The organism is Sinosporangium siamense (assembly GCF_016863435.1).
In the GTDB taxonomy this organism is placed as follows: domain Bacteria; phylum Actinomycetota; class Actinomycetes; order Streptosporangiales; family Streptosporangiaceae; genus Sinosporangium; species Sinosporangium siamense.
The window spans coordinates 1-18,514 of the sequence record NZ_BOOW01000064.1 but is presented as its reverse complement, the minus strand read 5'-3'; the positions used below and the strand labels follow the sequence as shown (position 1 = coordinate 18,514).

Here is an 18,514-nt window from a genome sequence, read left to right as displayed (position 1 = left end):
CGTTTACGAGGGGGAGGATGTCAATAGCGTGACCCTAGCGAGGGCGGCTCGGGGACGGCGAGCGATTTATGCGGTTACCACGGCGCGCACCAGGCGGCAGGCGTCGGCGGGCAGCAGGGGGTCACGGCGCTGCCAGTGCGCGTGGTCGACCGCGTGCTCCTGACGTACATCCTCAGCCGGCTCCAAATTGGCGGCTGTCAGCAGCGCCGACAACTCGGCGGGGGTGAAGAAGCTCAGCCAGGGTTCGCCGCGCTCCGCCGAGGCGGCCATGGCGAACTCGGCGAAGGCGGCCCCTCGTTCGTCGCGCAGGGAGGACGGCAACGCGTATTCCATGACGAGTTCACTGCCGGGCGCCAGCCGGCCGACGGCGGTGAGGGTGGAGGTGACGGCGCCGGCGGTCAGGTACATGCTGACGCCGAGCCAGCTCACCAGGGCGGGCCTCGCGGGGTCGAACCCGTGGGCTACGAGCCGGTCGAAAAGGTCGTCGGCCTCGAAGTCGGCCCCGACGAAGGTGACCTCGCCTTGAGGGGTGAGGCGGGCGGTCGTCAGCAGGCCGCGTTTCCAGCGCTGGGTGGCGGGGTGGTCGACCTCGTAGACCGCGATCCGGGAGGCCAGGGGGGATCGGTGGGCGAAGGTGTCCAGTCCCGCGCCGAGGATCACATATTGGGGAAGGCCGGATGCGGCCAAGCGGCGTTCGGTGTAGTGGCTGCGGGTCGTCACCTGGGCGCGCACCCCCGACAGGATCAGATGGTCGCCGTGGGCACGGTGGTAGCCGATCAGCTGCTCGGCGCTCTCCCCCAGCAGGGTGTGGGCGAGGGTGTCCTCGAAGAGGAGGGGCTCCCGGTCGACCACCAGGTGAGCCGCGCGGGCGGCGGCCGCCATGAGGGCGGTCAGACTGGGCTGTTCATCATTCATCGGCTGGTTCCCTTTTCACAGTTGCTAGCCATGCGAATGACGATGTTAGTCACATATTTATTATCTAACGTCCATCATAGCATATAAAGATAAATTTCTAATTACGGGAGATTTTCTTTTTTATGTCGCCGTAATCGACTCCGGCAGCGCGAAGTCGGTGAGGTCCGCCTGAAGATAGGACACGACCTCCACGATCCGCCCGCCACGCACGGCCAGCACATCCAGTCCCGCCGCGCTGTAGATCTTCGCGTGCTCGTCCCATATATACGTCCCGAAGGCGATCTGCCCGTTCGCCGTGGTCTGCACGAACCGCCAGCGATGCCGGATCGGCCCGCTGAGCAGGAACTCGCGGATGGCGGCGTGACCGTGGAACCACTCCGGAAGCGGCGGCATCGAGTATTTCGCGTCGTCGGAGAGCATCGCCACAATCCCCTCGACATCCCCCGCCTCCCACGCCTCGGCGTAACGCCGCGCCAGATCCGCCACCTCCGGGCCGGTCGGCTGCGCCTGCGGCAGGGTCACCTTCCGGGCACGTTGCAGCGCACTGTTCACCGCGGCCGCCGTGGTGTCCAGCAGCCCGGCGACCTCCGCCGCCGAGAACCCCAGGACCTCCCGCAGCAGCAACACCGCCCGTTGCGTGCCGGTGAGGTACTGCAAAGCCGCAACGAAGGCCAGTTCCAGGTTCTCCTTGGCCACGGTGTGTTCCTCGGGGCCGGCCTCCGGATAGGGGTCGATCAGTGTGTACATCTCGGGGCTCAGGTCCGTCGGGAGGTCGAGCCGGCTTCGCCGTTCGAGCATCGTGAGGCAGCGGTTGGTGGCGATCTTGTAGAGCCAGGGCCGGATCGACCCGCGGTCCTCGAACCTGTCCAGACTGCGCCAGGCCCGCAGCAGCGTCTCCTGCACGGCGTCGTCGGCGTCGTGCGTCGACCCCAGCATGCGATAGCAGTGCGCGTGCAACTCCCCGCTCAGTGGCTCGACAAGACGCCCGAACGCCTCCCGGTCACCACTTTTGGCCGCTGCGAGCAGATGCGGTGCTGGCTGGTGCATATGTCAGATGCTATGGGCGGCGTCCTCTGAGCCACGCCCCTCGTGGGTTGTGCGAAAACCCGTTGGCGGACCACGGCGACCACTGCTAGCTTTCTGGAGGCTGTGCCGGAGAACGAGGAGGTGATACCCGTGAACGCAGAATCGACATGGGTGCTCCCCTCCGGGGTCACGGTCGGGCGATAGGTCGTCCGGGAGCGCCGTTCAAGAGCACTCCCGAAAGGCACGACCGTGCGATTCACTTCTGAACAGCGCCTGGATGACGGCGTCCTCGAACGCCGATTCACCCTCGGCGAGATCCCCGGCATCCTGTGGACGCCCGCATCCGCATCCGCACCGGTCCCGCTGATCCTGCTCGGCCACCCCCCGCTCGGACTGCACAAGATGTACCCCCGGCTGGTGGCGCGGGCCCGGCGCTCCGCGGCGGAGGGCTTCGCTGCGGCCGCCATCGAACTCCCCGGGAGCGGTGACCGGCCCCGATGGGCCGGCGCCGAGCAGGCCCAAGCCGACCTGCGCCGGGCTATGGAGGCCGGCGAACCGGTCGGTGACGAGATCATCGACGCCCTCATCCTCCCGCTCGTCGACAAGGCGGTCCCGGAATCGCAGGCCGCCCTGGACGCCGTCCTGTCGCTGCACGAGATCGGCGGCCCGGTCGGATACTCGGGGGGAGTGATCTCCATCGGTATCCGGCTTGCGGTGGTCGAGCCGCGCATTGTGGCCGCCGGCCTCTTCGCCGGGAGTTTCGTGCCTCGCACCATGTTCGAGGAGGCCCGGAAGGTCACCATCCCGCTGCATGTCCTGCTGCAGTGGGATGACGAAGGGAACGACCGACAGGCGGCCCTGGACCTGTTCGACGCCTTCGGTTCCAAGGAGAAAACACTGCACGCCAACATGGGCGGGCACACCGGCGTCCCGCAGTTCGCAGGGGAGGACGCGGCCGGGTTCTTCGCCCGGCACCTGCGCCAGCCGCAAGCCGGGGCCCGCCGCCAGACCGGCAGCAGGAGGTAGGCGGCGCCGGCCCAGCGCGCCGCTCACCGAGGACAGGTCCCGGCCCTCCTCGACGGCGGTGGCCGGCAGGTGCACAGCCGTCCCGATCGCGGTGGCACCGGCCATCGGCGGTACCGGCCGGTCGGGGCGGCACCCGGCCACCACCGCCTCCATCAGCCGGGCCCGCGTGAGGCGCTCAGCCGTGCCTTGCCGATCGGCGGGCGAGCGACCGACTCGCTTCGCCCGCCGAAGGCGCTACGGCTTCGCGGACCCCTTCAACCGCTATCCGGCGGGCCCCGATTTTCAGGGTGTGCCGCGCATCACATCCGACCGATGTCACGTCCAGGTCGCCTGCTCCCATCTGGTGGGCGTCAGCTAGTGAGCCGAGGAGGACGGAACGATGGGCACACGGCAGAAGACCAACACGGCGACCGCGCACCACGTGGTGATCCTGGGGGCGGGATACGCCGGCATGGCCGCGGCCATCCAGCTCGCCGCCCGGGTGAAGCGGCGCGAGGACGTGCAGGTGACCCTGGTGAACGCGCAGGAGCGGTTCACCGAGCGCATGCGGCTGCACATGACGGCGACCGGGCAGCAGCTCGCCGAGCTGAGCGTCCCGGAGCTCCTGGAGGGCACGGGAGCGCAGTTCGTGCGCGGTTGGGTGACGGCGGTGGACCCGGATGCGAAGACCGTGCGGATCGACGACGACCGGGTCCTGCATTACGGCACGCTGGTATACGGACTGGGCGGCGTCGCCGACACCTCGGCGGCGCCCGGAGCCGAGGACCACGCATACACCCTGAGCAGCGCCCAGGACGCCGATCTGCTAGCCGACCGGTTGGCGCGGCTCGGCAGCGGCACGGTGGTGGTCGCCGGCAGCGGGCTGACCGGCGTCGAGGCGGCCGCGGAGATCGCCGAGCGGCACCCGGCGTTGAACGTGGTGCTGCTGGGCAGGCGGGAGCCCGGCGCGGCCATGAACCCGAAGGCCAAGGCGTATTTGCACGCCGCACTGGACCGGCTGGGCGTCCAGGTGCGCGCCGGCGTCGAGGTGGTGAAGGTGCTGCCCGACGCGGTGGAACTGGCGGGCGGGGAGAGCGTCGTCGCCGACGCGGTTTTGTGGACGAGCGGCACGCGGGTGTCGCCGCTGGCGGCCGCCGCCGGGCTGGCCGTCGACGAGCGTGGACGCATTGTCACCGACGCCGCGCTGCGGTCGGTGTCCCACCCCGAGGTGTACGCGATCGGCGACGCGGCCTCGATCCGCCAGGGCTACGGCGTCATGCACGGCACCTGCCAGGGCGGCATGCCGACCGGGGTGCACGCTGCGCTGTCGATCGACCGGGTGCTCAGGGGCAGGCAGCCCAAGCCGTTCCGCTTCGGCTACTACCACACGCCGGTGAGCCTGGGGCGAGGTGATGCCGTGGTGCAGTTCACCCGGCCCGATGACAGCCCGCGCCGGTTCTGTCTGACCGGCCGTATGGCCGTCTGGTACAAGGAGACGGTGACCGCCTCGCCCTGGCCGACCTACGGCCGTATGAAGAGGATGCCCGCCTCGGGCGCGTTCTGGCCCCGCGGAGGCCGCTTCAGCCGGGTCGGGGAGGCCCGGTGACCGACCTGTCCCCCCACCCCGATCAGCAGGTCTTCCACGAGCACCGGCGGCTGCTGTTCTCCGTGGCCTACCGCCTTCTCGGCAGCGCTGCCGATGCCGAGGACGCGGTCCAGGACGCCTGGATCAAGTGGTCTGCCGCGGACCGCTCGCAGGTGGCCGATCCCAAGGCGTACCTGACGCGAATCGTCTCGAACCTGGCGCTGGAACGGTTGCGCTCCACCCGGCATAAGCGGGAGACCTATGTGGGGCCGTGGCTGCCGGAGCCCGTTCTCACCGGCGGGGATGCCTCCGAGGTCGTCACGGACGCCGAGTCGGTGTCGATGGCCATGCTGGTGGTGCTGGAGACGCTCAGCCCGCTGGAGCGCGCTGTGTTCGTGCTGAAGGAGGTCTTCGACTTCAGCCACGCCGAGATCGCCGAGGTGGTGGAGCGTTCCGAGGCCGCGGTGCGGCAGGCCGCGCACCGAGCTCGCGAGCACGTGCGGGCCCGGCGGCCGCGCTTCGCCGCCGACCCGTCGCGGCAGCGTGAGGCCACTGAGCGGTTCTTCGCCGCCGCGACCGGCGGGGACGTCAACGCCCTGATGGAACTGCTCTCCCCGGACGTCACCCTGTGGACCGACGGCGGCGGCAAGGTCCGCCAGGCCCTGCGCCCGGTTGTGGGCGCGGCCACGGTGGCCGCCTGGTTCGCGGCCATCGGCACCGCCAACTACCAAGGCGTCGAGCCTGCCGACATGAACGCCGAACTCGTCGAGATCAACGGTGGGCCGGGCATCGTGTTCAGCGGGCCGGGACACGTGATCGCCACCGTCACCTTCGACTTCGACGCCGACGGTCGCATCACCGCCATCCACAACGTGGCCAACCCGGACAAACTCCAGGCCGTCGCCGACGGCACCACTTACAACCTCGGAACGCAGTGAGCGTCGTCACCGCATGCTGCCGCCGGTCGCGAGCAGGCTGGTGAACTCGGCGATTGCCTCGGGGGACGGCTTGAAGTAGCGGCGGACGTTCTCCGGCTTCTTGTGCCGGGACTCCGCCATGAGCATCGGCAGCGAGGCGCCCTGCTCACCGAGGTGGGTCAGGGCGGTCGCGAACGATGGTCTCTGAACTGCCACTTTCCACGGCGAGCGACCCCCTTATTACCAGCGTCGTACGGAGTGCGCGAAAGTCGTACGGTTGTGGTCCGTCTTTCGGATGAAGCGCTCAACCGTGTGCGGCGGGGAGCATGCTGTCCATGCCCAAACCCCTCTTTCGCGGAGCGTTGGCTGCTGCCGTCATAGCCATATTCGCGGCCACCGGCGGCGCGCAACCGGCTGCGGCGGCAGCCACCCCGTCCGCTCCCGTTCTGTCCAAGCCGACCGGGCCCCACCGTGTGGGCATGACGACGCTCCACCTGGTCGACACCTCTCGCAAGGACCCGTGGGTGCCCGAGGCGGCAGCCCGGGAGCTCATGGTGTCCGTCTGGTACCCCTCACGGGTGTGGCACGGCCGGAGAGCCGCGTATATGACTGCCAAGGAGTCGGAACTGCTCCTGCGAAGCCTAGGCATGCAGAACGTTCCGCCGGACACGTTGAGCAGGACCCGCACCAATGCCGTCGCCGACTCTCCGGCCCATGGGCGGCAAGCCGGTTTGCCGCTGGTGGTGCTGTCGCCCGGTTTCACCGCACCCCGCAGCTCGCTCACCGGACTCGCCGAGGAGCTCGCCAGCCGGGGATATGTGGTCGCGGGCATCGACCACACCTATGAGTCGGTCGGCACGTCCTTCCCCGACGGGCGCACCACCACCTGCGTCGCCTGCCAGTCGCAAGGGTCGCCGGAGTTCGGCCCGAAGACGACGAAAGGCCGTGCCGCCGACGTGGCGTTCGTGCTCGACAGGCTGACGGCGGCGAAGTCGGCGTGGGCCAGGCTGATCGACTCCGACCGGGTGGCGATGGTGGGCCACTCGATCGGCGGCAGCAGCGCGTCGTGGACGATGTTGTCCGATCCCCAGGTGAAGGCCGGGGTCAACATGGACGGCTACTTCCACGTGCCGATCCCCGCCACCGGACTGGACCGGCCGTTCCTCCTCGTGGGCGAGGAGAAGACCCACAAGCCCGACGGCACCGATCCGACGTGGAAGCGCGACTGGGCGAACATGACCGGCTGGAAACGCTGGATCACCGTCAAGGGCACGAACCACATGTCCTTCACCGACTTCCCGCTGCTCATGAGCCGGCTCGGGATGCCTGCCGGCAGCACTCGCCCCATCGAGATAACCCGGGAGTACGTCGGAGCCTTCGTGGACAAGCACCTCAAAGGTAAGCCGCAGCCCATCCTCGACCGGCCGACGCCGCGCTATCCGGAAGTGGATTTCTGGCCGTAGCACTGGCCCTCGCTCCGGGATACTTGCCTGCAGTCACCTGAGAAGGAGCCTTGGATGGGCAGGCAGGTTGAGGTCGTGGACTACGACCCGCAGTGGCCGCGTGTCTTCGAGGAGCTGAGCCAACCTATCGCCGACGTGCTTGGGCCGCTCGCACTGCGGATCGAACACGTCGGCAGCACTTCGGTGCCCGGACTGGCGGCGAAGCCCATCGTCGACCTGGACGTCGTCATCGCGTCGCGGGAGGACCTGGCCGCCGTGATCGAGCGGCTGCGGGGGCTGGGTTATGAGCACAGGGGTGATCTGGGCATCCCGGGCCGGGAGGCGTTCACCATCCCGGCCGGACTGCCGGCCCACCACCTATACGTGTGCGCGGCCGACAACGCGGAGCTGGCCCGGCATCTTGCTTTCCGTGACCATCTGCGGGCCCATCCGGACACGGTCGAGGCATACGCGAACCTCAAGCGCACCCTCGCGACCCGCTTTCCCGACGACCGGGTTGCTTATACGGACGCCAAGACGACATTTGTCGAGGGCGTGCTGGCCGGCGCTGTGTCCTGAGCCCTTCCGGGTGGTGGAGAAGCGAGCTCTTCCGGCGGCATGCCGGCCGGGCCGTACGCTGAGAACGCCTTGACCCTGAAGACACCGCCCGAGCCAAGGCACATCTAACCTCCCGGACATACCCCTCAACTGATGATCCTAAGCAATGACTGCGCACCAATGCCGCCAAAGCAAAGCAGCCAAGCCAATAAATACCCAGCCTTCAGTCAAACAGCTAGACGCACTAGAGACTAAAACCGACCATAAGAGCAGCGACAAGTGTCGGCGTTGAGTGCAACGTGGGCAGAAAACACCTGATGGCGATATGAGACAATCCCAAAGAGCCTGCATGCGACTCCGAAAGGATGCTTCTCGGCAACTCCCAGAAGGGGAGCGGTAGAGCGCTCAACTACCAAGACGAGGCCGTGCCATAAATGGCCCCTCAAAAACAAAATGCTTGATCGCGGCATCGGCGGCACTAATCGCTGCCGTATTCAAGGTCGTTTCGGGCACGCTAGATACCTGGCATTGCCCGAGTTGGATCAACATCGCCGCCTAAAATTCAACTTTCGAATCGGAGGCACAGCCATGGATTCGAAGACCACTGACTTCGTTCACCTGATCGCTGACGGGATCGTCTGCAATACCGAGGCCCGGGGCCATGCCACTCCTGGAGGTCGTCCCCCAACCGAGATCGTCGTCGACGCAACGGAGGGCTTCATTCCTCTGTGGCGTGCGGGCTCGATCCTGAAGTGGCGCTTCCAGGAACGGTCGTTCGCGCGTGCCCCAGACCCGGACGGGAGCCAGGCCACCGTCTTCGAACTCATGAGCGAGGCATTGCTGCGGTGGGGTTCGGCTGCCCCAGTGACGTTCACTCGTGACAGCGACCTCTGGGATTTCGAGATCGTTCTGCGGAACGCATCTGACTGCACGCCTCAGGGGTGCGTTCTGGCCAGCAGTTTCTTTCCGGACGCCGGGCGGCATGAACTGGTGATCTACCCGACGATGTTCGAGCAGGCCCGCGAGGAGCAGATCGAGACATTGATCCACGAGTTCGGACACGTCTTCGGACTGCGGCACTTCTTCGCTGTGGTCAGTGAGACGGCGTGGCCGTCCGAGATCTTCGGCAAGCACAGCCCCTTCAGCATCATGAACTACGGGCCGAAGAGCAAGCTCACAGAAGCCGACCTCAAAGACTTGACGGAGCTGTACCGGTTGGCCTGGACCGGCCGGCTCACCAACATCAACGGCACCCCGATCCGATTTGTCAGGCCCTACAGCGCGCAGGCCGAACCGAGTGCGCCAGTGGCCGCGGACCTGCTAGTAAACACCTCTCACGCTGCCTAGTACTGACCAGACGGACGCCCATACGAAAGCAGGAGGCACACCCGCAAGCTGTCACGAGAGCGAGCACACGATCCTGGGACCCTCATCAGCACACGAGGAGGTTGGGTGCTCGCTGCGGAGCGGCAGGATGGCCTGGTAGCCGGGCGATTCGTACCACTCCTGGGCGCCGGCCAGATCGGGGAATTCCAGCATCACGATGTCGCCGTCCCAGGTCCCCTCACGCCCGACGAGCTGTCCGCCGTGCACAAGATGGCGACCGCCGTACGGTGCCATCGTGGGCTCGATCCGCTCGATGTATTACACGATTTCCGGGCCGGCTTCGACATCCTGCAGGTGACCGATCACGTACGCGCGCGGTGCCGTCATGCCGGCACCTTGTCCAGGAATCCGCGTACGTCCTGGATCCGGCCCGACTCGTCCAGCACCAGGACGTCGAAGCCGACCACCAGCGGCTCGGCTCCCTCCGGGCCCAGGCCCCAGCGGAAACGCACCTGGCGGTGGTGGGCGTCGGCCTCACCGACCCGGGTGAACACGAACCCGGGAAACTGCGCGTGGACGCCGTCGACGAGTGCCGTGATCTCATCGTGGCCGGAGACCTCGGCCATCGGATCGGTGTAGGTCGCCTCGGGCGACCAATGCTTGGAGAGCAACGTCGCCCGCTCGTCGCCGGTTGCGTTCCAGGTGGCCAGGTAGCGATGCTCATACATCTCGCCGAGAACATGGATGTGCCGCTGCGGGAGCGCAATCGACTCCTGCTTGCCGCCGGCTACGCACCGCGCTATCAGGATCAACGATGGGACGACGCATCGATCGCGGTAGTGATGGACGGTCTGCGCCGGCTCCTCGACGCCCATCTGCCCTACCCCGCGCTGCTGTTGGACGATCACTGGGACGTCGTCGACGCCAACGCTGCCGTTGATCAGTTGCTGGCCGGTTGCGCGCCGGCTTTGCTGGAGTCGCCGATCAATGTTGTCCGAGTCTGCCTCCATCCGGATGGGCTGGCCCGCCGGATCGGCAATCTTCCGGAGTGGGGCAACCATCTGCTACGGCAGGTGAGTCATCGTGCCGAGCGCACCCATGACCCGCGCCACTGCGAGCTTGCCTCGGAGATCGCCGGATATCTCGGCAAACCCGATGCCGCCGTCCCTCCGACGGGGCCGGTGATCACCCTCGAAATCGACGTCGACGGCAACCTGCTCCGATTCTTCAGCGCCTCCGCCACGCTCAGCACCGCCACCGATACCGCCTTGGAAGGGCTGCATCTGGAGACATTCCTGCCGGCCGACGACGAGACCCGACGCCTGTTCGATCAGCGGTAGACCACACCAGACGGGGCCCGCCGCAGGCCCGGCTCACGGCATCGGCGCGCGCTCGGGTCCGCGTCCGCGTCCGCCCCCACGTTCGCGTTCGCGAAAGCAGGCTTGTCCTAGGTGGTCGCACAATGCCGCGAAGTTACGATCACCAGGGTCCGTCAAGAGGCCGGCGGACGCCGGGGTCGTGAGGGGGCACAGCCCGTCGGCGCAGGTGAAGGCGTGACGGCCCAGGAAGTTGATGTGGTCGTCGCAGATCGGTGAATGCTCGCCGGCGCCGGGGAAGCCATGGGGATCAGCCACGCCGCGATTGCCCGGTTGCCGGGGCTCAGGAAGAAGGGAAAGGGGAGTGCCCGCTCCTTTCCACTCTCAACGTATAGCGCACCCGGGGGCTTGCGGCAAGACCCGGGTCATGCCGCAGAATCGTCGGCCGAGGCCGTAACCGGGGGAAACGGGGGGACGTGGAATGCGTGTGTCGATGTACGGCTTGCGCCTCTACGTCGTCCTGATGATCCGTACGGTGACCGTGCAGTCGCCGCTCGGCGCGGGCGGCTGAGAAGGGCCGGCCTGCAAACCACACCTTGGCGACCTGGTGGAGCGTCGCTCGTCATGGCCACGGGATTCGTCACGCTTCGCCGTACATATCCATTGCAAAGACCTCAGATCGGAGCCGATGCCGTGAATTCGTCGACCACCAGCGTGTTCGACCTTCCCGATCGTCTCGCGCGCAAGGCCGACCCGGCCCTGATCGCAGGTGACGAGCGGCACTTCGCGGCCATCGCGGAGAGCCTGGAGCAGGCGATCACCGACCTGTCCGATCGTCTCGACGCCGCGCGCAAGGCGCCAGGCGGCCTGGGCAGGCAGGCGCTGGACCGGGACATGGAGGTCCACCGGCTGTCGGCTCGGCTGCGCGCGCTGCGCCGGTTCGGGCTGGACCTGTGCCTCGGGCACGTGGTCGGCGCGGACGGCGCCGAGCCCGTGTACATCGGACGGCTCGGCCTCACCGACCACGAGGGCCGCCGGCTGCTGCTCGACTGGCGTTCACCCGCGGCCGAGCCGTTCTTCGGGGCCACCCATGCCAACCCGATGGGGCTGGCGAGCCGCCGCAGATATCGCTGGACCCGCGGCCGGATCAGCGACTATTGGGATGAGGTGTTCGCCTCCGAGGGGTTCGCCGGGCATGCCGCGCTCGACGACCAGTCCGCGTTCATCGCCAGCCTGGGCGGCAGCCGTACGGCACGCATGCGGGACGTGCTCGGCACCATCCAGGCCGACCAGGACGCCGTCATCCGCGCGGGATCGCGCGGCGCTCTCGTCGTCGACGGCGGGCCGGGGACGGGGAAGACCGTCGTAGCCCTGCACCGTTCCGCCTATCTGCTCTACTCCGACCCTCGCCTCGGTCACCGCCGGGGCGGCGTGTTGTTCGTCGGCCCGCACCAGCCGTATCTGGCCTACGTCGCCGACGTCCTCCCCAGCCTTGGCGAGGAGGGAGTGCGGACCTGCACGTTGCGGGACCTCGTCCCCGAGGGGGCCGCCGCGGCGATCGAGAGCGACCCGGATGTGGCCCGCCTGAAGTCGTCCGCGGAACTGGTGAAGGGGATCGAGGCCGCGGTCAGGTTCTACGAGAATCCTCCCGCCAAGGGGATGACGGTGTCCACCCACTGGTCGGACATCTGGCTGAGCGCCGAGGACTGGGCGGAGGCGTTCGCGGCACCCGACCCCGGCACTCCGCACAACGAGGCGCGCGATCAGATCCTGGAGCAGCTGGTCACGATCCTGGTGGACAAGCACGACGGCGAGGCACCGGAAGACCTGCTTCGCAAGTCGCTGCTGCGGAACCGGGAACTGCTCGTCGCGCTCAACCGCGCCTGGCCGCTGATCGAGGCGGCCGACCTCGTCGGGGACCTGTGGTCCGTGCCCGCTTATCTGCGTATGTGCGCGCCCTGGCTCAGCCGCGACGACATCCGGAAACTGCAGCGCGGCGACGCCTACGCCTGGACGACGTCCGATCTGCCGCTCCTGGACGCGGCACGGCAACGGCTCGGCGACCCGGAGGCGTCACGGCTGAAGCGGCGGCACGAGGCCTCCGTCGCCGCCCAGCGCGAGCGCATGTCGCAGGTCGTCGACAACATCCTCGAAGCCGACGACGACGGCGAAGGCGCGGTGACGATGCTCCTCGGAAAGGACATCCAGGACGCCCTGATCGACGAGACCGCCCTGCCCGCCGCCGACCCGGACCAGCTGGCCGGCCCGTTCGCCCACATCGTCGTGGACGAGGCTCAGGAACTCACCGACGCGGAATGGCAGATGCTGCTGCTCCGCTGCCCGTCCCGCAGCTTCACCATCGTCGGGGACCGCGCCCAGGCTAGGCACGGCTTCACCGAGCCGTGGCGGGCACGGCTCGAGCGGATCGGACTCGACCAGATCAGCCTGGCCACGCTTACTATCAACTACCGGACGCCGGAAGAGGTCATGGCGGAAGCCGAGCCGGTCATCCGGGCCGTGCTCCCCGACGCCAACGTGCCGACCTCCATCCGCACTGGCGGCGTCCCCGTCGTTCACGGGCCCACCTCGGACCTGGGCTCGATCCTCGACACCTGGCTGGCCGCACACTCCGACGGGATCGCCTGCGTCATCGGCGACCCCGCGTTCCGGGACATACCGCGAGTCCGGTCGCTGACGCCGGAGCTCGCGAGGGGGCTCGAGTTCGACCTGGTCGTCCTGATCAACCCGGAGGAGTACGGCAGAGGCATCGAAGGCGCAGTCGACCGCTATGTCGCCATGACCCGGGCGACCCAGCAGCTTGTCATCCTCACGGACTCCTGAAACCGGCCCGCCCGGTTCTTGTGGCAATGCGCGGGACCGGCAGCCGAGTGTGGAACCCGTTCGGACGCTCGGCGGGGCCTATGGGGCCGGAGCCGCCCCCGCAGGCGAAGATCACTGCCGGGCCTGGACTTTCCTCAGGCTATGAGCCGTCGGCACCGGTCGGGCCTGCGGGGGTGGGCAACCCCCGCAGACGCAACCGGGCATCACCTCGACGGGAGGGCTTTCTATTCCTCCACAGGAACCTCGCTCCCCGAGCGCGCCGACAGCTCCAGCCTTGGCCAGTCGGCGATGTCGCGTTGCATTTGCCGGTCGTGGGTGGCCACGACGACAGCCGCATCGGTGACCCGCAGCGCCTCGGTGAGCTCGTCGACCAGGGCGATGGACAGGTGGTTGGTCGGCTCGTCCAGCAGCAGGGCGTGTGGGCTGCCGGCCAGGGCGCAGGCGAGGTCGAGCCGGCGTTGCTGCCCCATCGACAACTCACCGATCCGCTTGTTCGCGTCTCGCGAGGCCAGCAGCCCCAGCGACGACAGCCCGACGGTCTCGTCGTCCTTCAGCAGGCCCGCCGTCACCAGGTCCGCGACGTGCTCGGCGAACACATCGCGGGCCCGGCGGTGGAGCGGGCGTGAGGACTCCTGCCGTAGCAGATGCACTCGTGCCCTGCGGGCCAGGTGGACCGTCCCGGTGGTCGGAGCGAGTGTCGCGGCCAGCACCGCGAGCAGGGTGGACTTGCCTGCCCCGTTCGGCCCGGTGACGACCAGGCGATCACCGGAGCTCAGCGACAGGTCCACAGGCAGAGTCAATCGCTCTGCGACCGTGACGTTCTCGGCTCGCACCAGAGTCACCCCGGCGCGCCCCGACAGCTCCGGCATGTGGAACCTCTGGGGCGGTGCCGGTGCGGTGATCTGATGCCGTTCCAAGTCCTCCTGACGGCGGTGCACCGCCCGGGCCAGCGATCCGGCCCGGGTGGCGCGCTGGTGTTTGCCGGTGCCCTTGTCCGGACGCCAGCCGCTGATGAGACGGTTCTGCGCATTCGAAAGGTCCTGGGCCAGCCGTTCACGCTCGGTCTGCTGCTGGGCGTATTCCGCCTCCCACCGCTCCAGCTCGGCGCGACGGCCCTCGCGGTAGCCGGCGAAGCCGCCGCCGTAAACGCCCGGCGTGCCCTCCCTGGTCGGATCGAGATCGAGGATCGTGTGCGCGACATCCGCCAGCAGCGCCCGGTCGTGGCTCACCACGACCACACCGCCCTGGAAGGCACGCAACCGGTCGGTCAGGAAGTCCAGCGCGTCCCGGTCGAGATGGTTGGTCGGCTCGTCCAGCAGCAGGAAATCGTCCCCGGCGGCGAGCATCACGGCCAGCCGCACGCGATATCGCTGTCCCACGGAGAGACTCGACAGCGGGCGCGCCCGGTCGGTCACCGCGCCCAGCCCTTCCAGAGCGACGTCCACCCGCCGATCGGCGTCCCACGCGTCCAGTAGTTGCACGAGATCCAGTGCGCTGCCGTACTCCTCGCCGGCGCCGGAACGGCCCTCGGCCAGCGCGACCGTGGCGTCGTCGAGCCGGCGCATCGCGGCACGGACGGCCGCGAGCCACTCGTCGACGACGTCGCCGACGGTGCGGTGGCCGTGGTCGGCGGGCATCTCCTGGGTGGCCAGCGCCAGCGTGCCGACACGCTGCACGCGAGATCACAGCTCCCACACTCCTGATCGCCGGCACAAAAGACCGCCTCTATCCCCTGGACCTGGCCGAGCAGACCGCCGCCGGCATCCCGGGCGCCGAACTCGTCCTCTACGAGGGCCTCGGCCACAGGCCGACCCTGACCGACAAACGGTTGGCCCGCGACGCCCTCGCCTTCCTCCTCAAATCCGAGGGCAGACAGGGCCAGGCCGGTGTCTAATACGACAGCCGCCGATCGCCGGCCGATTTCGGAGTATGTGGCGGCTCCCGTACCAGACGGCATGGGTGAGGCTGTCCTTCTCACCGGTTGTGTACCGACGACCGGCCGGCGAGGTCTTCCACCTGTCCAGCGCATTTCTCATTACTACTGGGACCCCGAGGAGCACGGGCCCCGGCTGTGGTCGAGGGCCCGCGCAGGGTGAATCAGGGGCGTACGGCAGAGCCGGGAACGGCGGGACTACAGGAGAACAGGCGGCTCAGCGGACATGCCGGAGTATGGACGCCTTGTTCGACGTGTCCTTCGCGCACCTGGTGCCGTGGGCGGGCGCCTTACCGGAGATCAGGTAGTCGTCGATGATCGTCGTGACGCACTTGCCGCGGCCGTAGGCGCCGTGGCCGCCGTCCTCGAGGGTGACGAGCCGTGCGGCGTGGCCGAGCTGCCGGGCAACACTCGTGGCCCACACGTACGGCGTAGCCGGGTCATGCCGGGTGCTGGACACAAGCAGCGGCGGAGTGCCTTTCACCCGCAGCCGGCGCTGCGGGTCCTTCACCGGGTCGGGGTGGCCGAGGCAGTTGGCGACGCTGGAGAAACCGACGAGGCTCGGGCCCATGTCCGGGGAGATGGCCTCGGACCTGCGCACATGGCGGGCGAGCTCTCGGTGGTCGCGGACGGGCAGCCGCCAGTCCTGGCAGAAGGTCTCATTCGCGAACGGGACCGTGTCCCCCGTGGCCGGAGGGGTGGGGAAGGCCGCGGGCGGGTCGGACTCGCCGTCCCGGTCGAGGGCCGCCAGGAAGGTGGCGAGGGGCCTCTGGTCCGAGCTGGAGAACGAAACGAGGGCCGTGCCCGTCAGCTCTGCTCGGCTGTACGGTCGCGTGGGCTTGGTCACGGTGTGAAGCTTGCCGCGGTCGGCGCGCTTGAGCAGGTCGGACCAGACGGCACGGACGTTCTTACCGTTGAGCGCGCAGTCCGCGCTGCCGCCGCACCACTTCACGAACGCGTCGAACGAGTCCTGGCCCGCCCACGACTCGGTGTCGAGGAACCTCCGGGTGTTAAGGCTGTGGTCCATGTTGCCGTCCATGGCGAGGGCGCGGACGCGGCCCGGGTAGCGCTCCGCGTATGCCTGGCCGATGAGCGTGCCGTACGAGACGCCGTAGTAGGTGAGCTTCTCCTCACCCAGCGCGGCGCGCAGGGCGTCCAGGTCGTGCACGGTGTTGCCCGTGTCGACATGGTCGAACATGGGCCCCGTGCGGGCACGGCAGTCGGCCCTGCGCTCCTTGTTGTACGCCACGAGCGCGTCGAAGTCGGCCTGGTTCCGCGGGATGGGGTGCGGCTCACGGGCGATCACGTCACGCGAGCAGAGGACCGGGCTGCTGCGCCCCACCCCGCGCGGGTCGAACCCGATGATGTCGAACCGGCGGTTGATCTCATTGGAGAAGAAGTTCCAGCCCTTGATGAGCGTCGCCACTCCTTCGCCGCCGGGCCCACCCGGGTTGAAGACCAGCGAGCCCTGCCTGGCTGCGGAATCAGTGGCCTTGATCCTGGCGAGCGCTAGCTTGAAGGTCGGCCCACCCGGGTCGTCCCGGTTGATCGGCAGTGTGATGGATCCGCAGTCGACCGCGGGATTCTCCGCACAGGGCTCCCAGGCGATACCAGCGGAGGGCGCCGCGGCACCGGCGGCCGCGGAGGCGAAGGGGGTGAGGGGAACGGTAAGCGCGGCAAGAGCGCCGAGGGCGACCGCCGCACACCGTCTCATTCCGCATGTCCAATCGTCATAGTCACATGCTGTTGTACGGAATGTGGTGTGTTTATGATGCTTCGGTAGGAAAAGTGGATCATCCTGAGGGTGGGAGATCGCCCGTCGACCTAGGCCCTACTCCTAGTGAAAGAGGTCGCCAACTCCCAGACAGGTGCCGTACGGCAACTACCCGACAGGCCGCACGGAGACAAATAGCCGCCACCCGGGCCCACCTGCGAACCGCCGACCGTCTACTCGGCAAGATTGAAAATCCGGTAGAACACCAGGTCTGGGCGCCTTTCCAGCAATCCTCGGTCGAGCCTGATTCCTGCCGGGAGCCGTCGCCCTAGCGCCTTCCCGGGGCACCTGCTGGAACCAGATCCTCGGCCCGTACCCCTCGGGATCGACGATGCTGTCGCTGCAGTCCCCCCGACGACGCGGCCGGCCTGGTCGTGCCGGAGCTGTCGATCGGGTTGTCCTACCCGGCGAGCCCGTTCCCAAGCGACGACCTGGTGTGCTTCGACAGCGTTCTGATCGCGGGCCCCGGCTACTACGACCCGCCGCCTGGTACGGCGGGCGCCGCCCGTTAGCCGAGCCGGGCATAAGCGGTGGCCGGTCGGGCGCATGCTCGGTGTCGCCGTCGCCAGGCCGACCAGTGTGCGGTGTGGCTCAACGACGGGCTGTGTACACCGATGGCGTTGAACAGGCGCTTGATCCCACCAACGTCAGCGGGTCCGCGCACAGTACGAATTGCCGGGCTTCAACAGGCTGGGCTTCGGCTTGATACTGAAGTACTTCGAGCTGAAGGTGCGCTTTCCGCGCCGGGAAGACCTCAGATGGCCAGCTTCGCGAACTCGGCCATCTCTGCCGACGGATTGATCACCGGCTGGAAGATGATCTCGTCGATGCCGGCTTGCGCCAGGGTGGTGAGGCGAGCGAGCAGGCCGCCCCGCGTTCCGACCAGCATCAGCGCGTCGATCAGCGGCGGTAGGATCAGATCCCGGTCCGCCGGCGCGATGCGCCCCAGGTAGTTGGGGTAGAGCGCGGTGTGCCGGTCCGGCGCGCCGGTTGTGGTTCCCCGACGGTAGAGGAGCGATCGTACGGCGTCGCGTTCCTCAACGCCGAGCCGTTCGCTGAACGCGGGTGTGTCGGCGGCAAAGGTCAGCAGCGACATGACGATGTGGCCCGTCGCGTCTCTGGCGGCGTCGCCGTACGGGTCCTTGCCCTCGTCGAGGACGTGCAGTGCGGTCATGACGTAGGAGGTCGGGTCACCAGGCGCGCCCCCGGCCTGTCGGCGAGCATGGTGGAGCGCCCTCCATGCCTCTGGTGCCAGGAGACCGAAGGAGATGATGCCGGTGCCACAGCGGCCGGCGACGGCGGCAGCCTTCGGACCGTTCGCAGCCACCAGGAACTCGATGGGGTCAGTGGTGTTCACGTACGGCCCGGCGTGCAGGAGCCGGATTTCGCAGACCCGGTCACCCTCGCGGTACTCGGCGGTGCCGCCGGCGCACAGGTCCTGCAGGGCGGCGGTGAAGTGCTCGAGTTCGGCTGTCGTGGTCGGCGGCATTCCCAGGGTGCGCCGGGCGGTGTTCCCGGTGCCGATACCGCAGATGATCCGGCCAGGCGCCAGCGCGTTGAGGCTGGCGAATGCGCCGGCCGCGGCGGGTAGTGACCGCAACGCCGGTGAGGTCACGCCGATGCCGAGCTTGATACGGCTGGTGACCTTCGCGCACAGGCCCAAGGCCACGAACGGATCGCCGTGGAGCACGGGTGTGTCGTAGACCCAGAAGCTGCTGAAGCCCAACTCCTCGGCCTGCACGGCCAGGTCCTCCACCCCGGGTTGAGCTGTGACAACGATGCCTTTGCGCACGATACCTCCACGTCAGTACCGAGGGTCCGTTGACCTTGCTTCTCATGAATCACCCAGAAGTTGACATCCTCTCCCTCGTAAACG

17 protein-coding genes and 1 pseudogene are annotated in these 18,514 nt (G+C 68.1%); 10 read left to right on the top strand and 8 right to left on the bottom strand.

Annotated features, from left to right (window positions below):
* Window positions 1-66: 66 nt before the first annotated feature.
* Together Ssi02_RS38285 and Ssi02_RS38280 are read right to left on the bottom strand one after the other, a co-directional pair.
* Window positions 67-915: a class I SAM-dependent methyltransferase gene (locus Ssi02_RS38285; protein WP_204034305.1), complete on the bottom strand. Its 849-nt coding sequence runs from the start codon at window positions 913-915 to the stop codon at window positions 67-69.
* A 120-nt stretch (window positions 916-1,035) separates the two neighbouring features.
* Window positions 1,036-1,962: a sigma-70 family RNA polymerase sigma factor gene (locus Ssi02_RS38280; RefSeq protein ID WP_204034300.1), complete on the bottom strand. Its 927-nt coding sequence runs from the start codon at window positions 1,960-1,962 to the stop codon at window positions 1,036-1,038.
* A 228-nt stretch (window positions 1,963-2,190) separates the two neighbouring features.
* On the opposite strand from Ssi02_RS38280, the gene Ssi02_RS38275 reads away from it, so the two are divergent.
* The 3 genes from Ssi02_RS38275 to Ssi02_RS38265 all read left to right on the top strand — a co-directional run bounded on the left by Ssi02_RS38275 (window position 2,191) and on the right by Ssi02_RS38265 (window position 5,469).
* The gene (locus Ssi02_RS38275; RefSeq protein WP_204034295.1) at window positions 2,191-2,967 is read left to right on the top strand and encodes an alpha/beta hydrolase; all 777 of its coding nucleotides are present in this window, start codon (window positions 2,191-2,193) and stop codon (window positions 2,965-2,967) included.
* 379 nt (window positions 2,968-3,346) lie between these two features.
* Complete coding sequence (locus tag Ssi02_RS38270) at window positions 3,347-4,552, top strand: NAD(P)/FAD-dependent oxidoreductase (RefSeq protein WP_204034290.1); 1,206 nt, start codon at window positions 3,347-3,349, stop codon at window positions 4,550-4,552.
* Window positions 4,549-5,469, top strand: coding sequence for an RNA polymerase sigma-70 factor (locus Ssi02_RS38265; RefSeq protein WP_239130432.1), 921 nt, complete (start codon window positions 4,549-4,551; stop codon window positions 5,467-5,469). The genes Ssi02_RS38270 and Ssi02_RS38265 overlap by 4 nt, the downstream gene beginning before the upstream one ends.
* A gap of 6 nt (window positions 5,470-5,475) precedes the next feature.
* On the opposite strand, the gene Ssi02_RS38260 is transcribed toward Ssi02_RS38265, so the two are convergent.
* Complete coding sequence (locus Ssi02_RS38260; RefSeq protein WP_204034273.1) at window positions 5,476-5,664, bottom strand: hypothetical protein; 189 nt, start codon at window positions 5,662-5,664, stop codon at window positions 5,476-5,478.
* 119 nt (window positions 5,665-5,783) lie between these two features.
* Here Ssi02_RS38260 and Ssi02_RS38255 point away from each other — a divergent pair, with 119 nt between their 5' ends.
* The 3 genes from Ssi02_RS38255 (at window position 5,784) to Ssi02_RS38245 (ending at window position 8,795) form a co-directional block, all read left to right on the top strand.
* Window positions 5,784-6,911, top strand: coding sequence for an alpha/beta hydrolase family protein (locus Ssi02_RS38255; RefSeq protein ID WP_204034268.1), 1,128 nt, complete (start codon window positions 5,784-5,786; stop codon window positions 6,909-6,911).
* Window positions 6,912-6,965: 54 nt separating this feature from the next.
* Entirely contained in the window at window positions 6,966-7,469 is a 504-nt protein-coding gene (locus Ssi02_RS38250; RefSeq protein WP_204034264.1) for a GrpB family protein, read from the top strand.
* A gap of 567 nt (window positions 7,470-8,036) precedes the next feature.
* Window positions 8,037-8,795, top strand: coding sequence for a zinc metalloprotease (locus Ssi02_RS38245; RefSeq protein WP_204034263.1), 759 nt, complete (start codon window positions 8,037-8,039; stop codon window positions 8,793-8,795).
* A 51-nt stretch (window positions 8,796-8,846) separates the two neighbouring features.
* Here the strand turns inward: Ssi02_RS38245 and Ssi02_RS38240 are convergent, their stop codons facing one another.
* Together Ssi02_RS38240 and Ssi02_RS38235 are read right to left on the bottom strand one after the other, a co-directional pair.
* Window positions 8,847-9,080, bottom strand: coding sequence for a DUF1330 domain-containing protein (locus Ssi02_RS38240; RefSeq protein ID WP_275410810.1), 234 nt, complete (start codon window positions 9,078-9,080; stop codon window positions 8,847-8,849).
* A 77-nt stretch (window positions 9,081-9,157) separates the two neighbouring features.
* Window positions 9,158-9,502 carry a nuclear transport factor 2 family protein gene (locus Ssi02_RS38235; RefSeq protein ID WP_204034254.1) on the bottom strand — a complete coding sequence of 115 codons (345 nt, stop codon included), beginning with the start codon at window positions 9,500-9,502 and terminating at the stop codon, window positions 9,158-9,160.
* Between Ssi02_RS38235 and Ssi02_RS38230 the strand changes: the two genes are divergently transcribed.
* Window positions 9,491-10,114 (top strand): MmyB family transcriptional regulator, encoded by a 624-nt coding sequence (locus tag Ssi02_RS38230; RefSeq protein WP_204034249.1) that lies wholly within the window; start codon window positions 9,491-9,493, stop codon window positions 10,112-10,114. The genes Ssi02_RS38235 and Ssi02_RS38230 overlap by 12 nt on opposite strands.
* A 669-nt stretch (window positions 10,115-10,783) precedes the next feature.
* Complete coding sequence (gene helR / locus Ssi02_RS38225; protein ID WP_204034245.1) at window positions 10,784-12,931, top strand: RNA polymerase recycling motor ATPase HelR; 2,148 nt, start codon at window positions 10,784-10,786, stop codon at window positions 12,929-12,931.
* A gap of 224 nt (window positions 12,932-13,155) precedes the next feature.
* On the opposite strand, the pseudogene Ssi02_RS38220 reads toward helR, so the two are convergent.
* Window positions 13,156-14,607, bottom strand: a pseudogene (locus Ssi02_RS38220) (ATP-binding cassette domain-containing protein); the annotation flags it as partial.
* 5 nt (window positions 14,608-14,612) lie between these two features.
* On the opposite strand from Ssi02_RS38220, the gene Ssi02_RS38215 reads away from it, so the two are divergent.
* Complete coding sequence (locus Ssi02_RS38215; RefSeq protein ID WP_204034313.1) at window positions 14,613-14,825, top strand: alpha/beta fold hydrolase; 213 nt, start codon at window positions 14,613-14,615, stop codon at window positions 14,823-14,825.
* Between the two features lie 256 nt (window positions 14,826-15,081).
* Here Ssi02_RS38215 and Ssi02_RS38210 read toward each other — a convergent pair whose 3' ends face one another.
* On the bottom strand, window positions 15,082-16,578 hold the full coding sequence (locus Ssi02_RS38210) for an alpha/beta hydrolase (RefSeq protein ID WP_204034235.1): 1,497 nt from the start codon (window positions 16,576-16,578) through the stop codon (window positions 15,082-15,084).
* A gap of 434 nt (window positions 16,579-17,012) precedes the next feature.
* Here Ssi02_RS38210 and Ssi02_RS38205 point away from each other — a divergent pair, with 434 nt between their 5' ends.
* Window positions 17,013-17,150 (top strand): hypothetical protein, encoded by a 138-nt coding sequence (locus tag Ssi02_RS38205; RefSeq protein WP_204034223.1) that lies wholly within the window; start codon window positions 17,013-17,015, stop codon window positions 17,148-17,150.
* Between the two features lie 242 nt (window positions 17,151-17,392).
* On the opposite strand, the gene Ssi02_RS38200 is transcribed toward Ssi02_RS38205, so the two are convergent.
* On the bottom strand, window positions 17,393-18,430 hold the full coding sequence (locus Ssi02_RS38200; RefSeq protein ID WP_204034217.1) for an LLM class flavin-dependent oxidoreductase: 1,038 nt from the start codon (window positions 18,428-18,430) through the stop codon (window positions 17,393-17,395).
* Window positions 18,431-18,514: the final 84 nt, after the last annotated feature.

Coding starts and splice junctions, on each gene's coding strand:
- Ssi02_RS38245 (WP_204034263.1), top strand. CDS start 8,037: ATGGATTCGAAGACCACTGACTTCGTTCACCTGATCGCTGACGGGATC.
- Ssi02_RS38270 (WP_204034290.1), top strand. CDS start 3,347: ATGGGCACACGGCAGAAGACCAACACGGCGACCGCGCACCACGTGGTG.
- Ssi02_RS38255 (WP_204034268.1), top strand. CDS start 5,784: ATGCCCAAACCCCTCTTTCGCGGAGCGTTGGCTGCTGCCGTCATAGCC.
- Ssi02_RS38210 (WP_204034235.1), bottom strand. CDS start 16,578: ATGAGACGGTGTGCGGCGGTCGCCCTCGGCGCTCTTGCCGCGCTTACC.
- Ssi02_RS38280 (WP_204034300.1), bottom strand. CDS start 1,962: ATGCACCAGCCAGCACCGCATCTGCTCGCAGCGGCCAAAAGTGGTGAC.
- Ssi02_RS38250 (WP_204034264.1), top strand. CDS start 6,966: ATGGGCAGGCAGGTTGAGGTCGTGGACTACGACCCGCAGTGGCCGCGT.
- Ssi02_RS38230 (WP_204034249.1), top strand. CDS start 9,491: ATGCTCATACATCTCGCCGAGAACATGGATGTGCCGCTGCGGGAGCGC.
- Ssi02_RS38285 (WP_204034305.1), bottom strand. CDS start 915: ATGAATGATGAACAGCCCAGTCTGACCGCCCTCATGGCGGCCGCCGCC.
- Ssi02_RS38235 (WP_204034254.1), bottom strand. CDS start 9,502: ATGTATGAGCATCGCTACCTGGCCACCTGGAACGCAACCGGCGACGAG.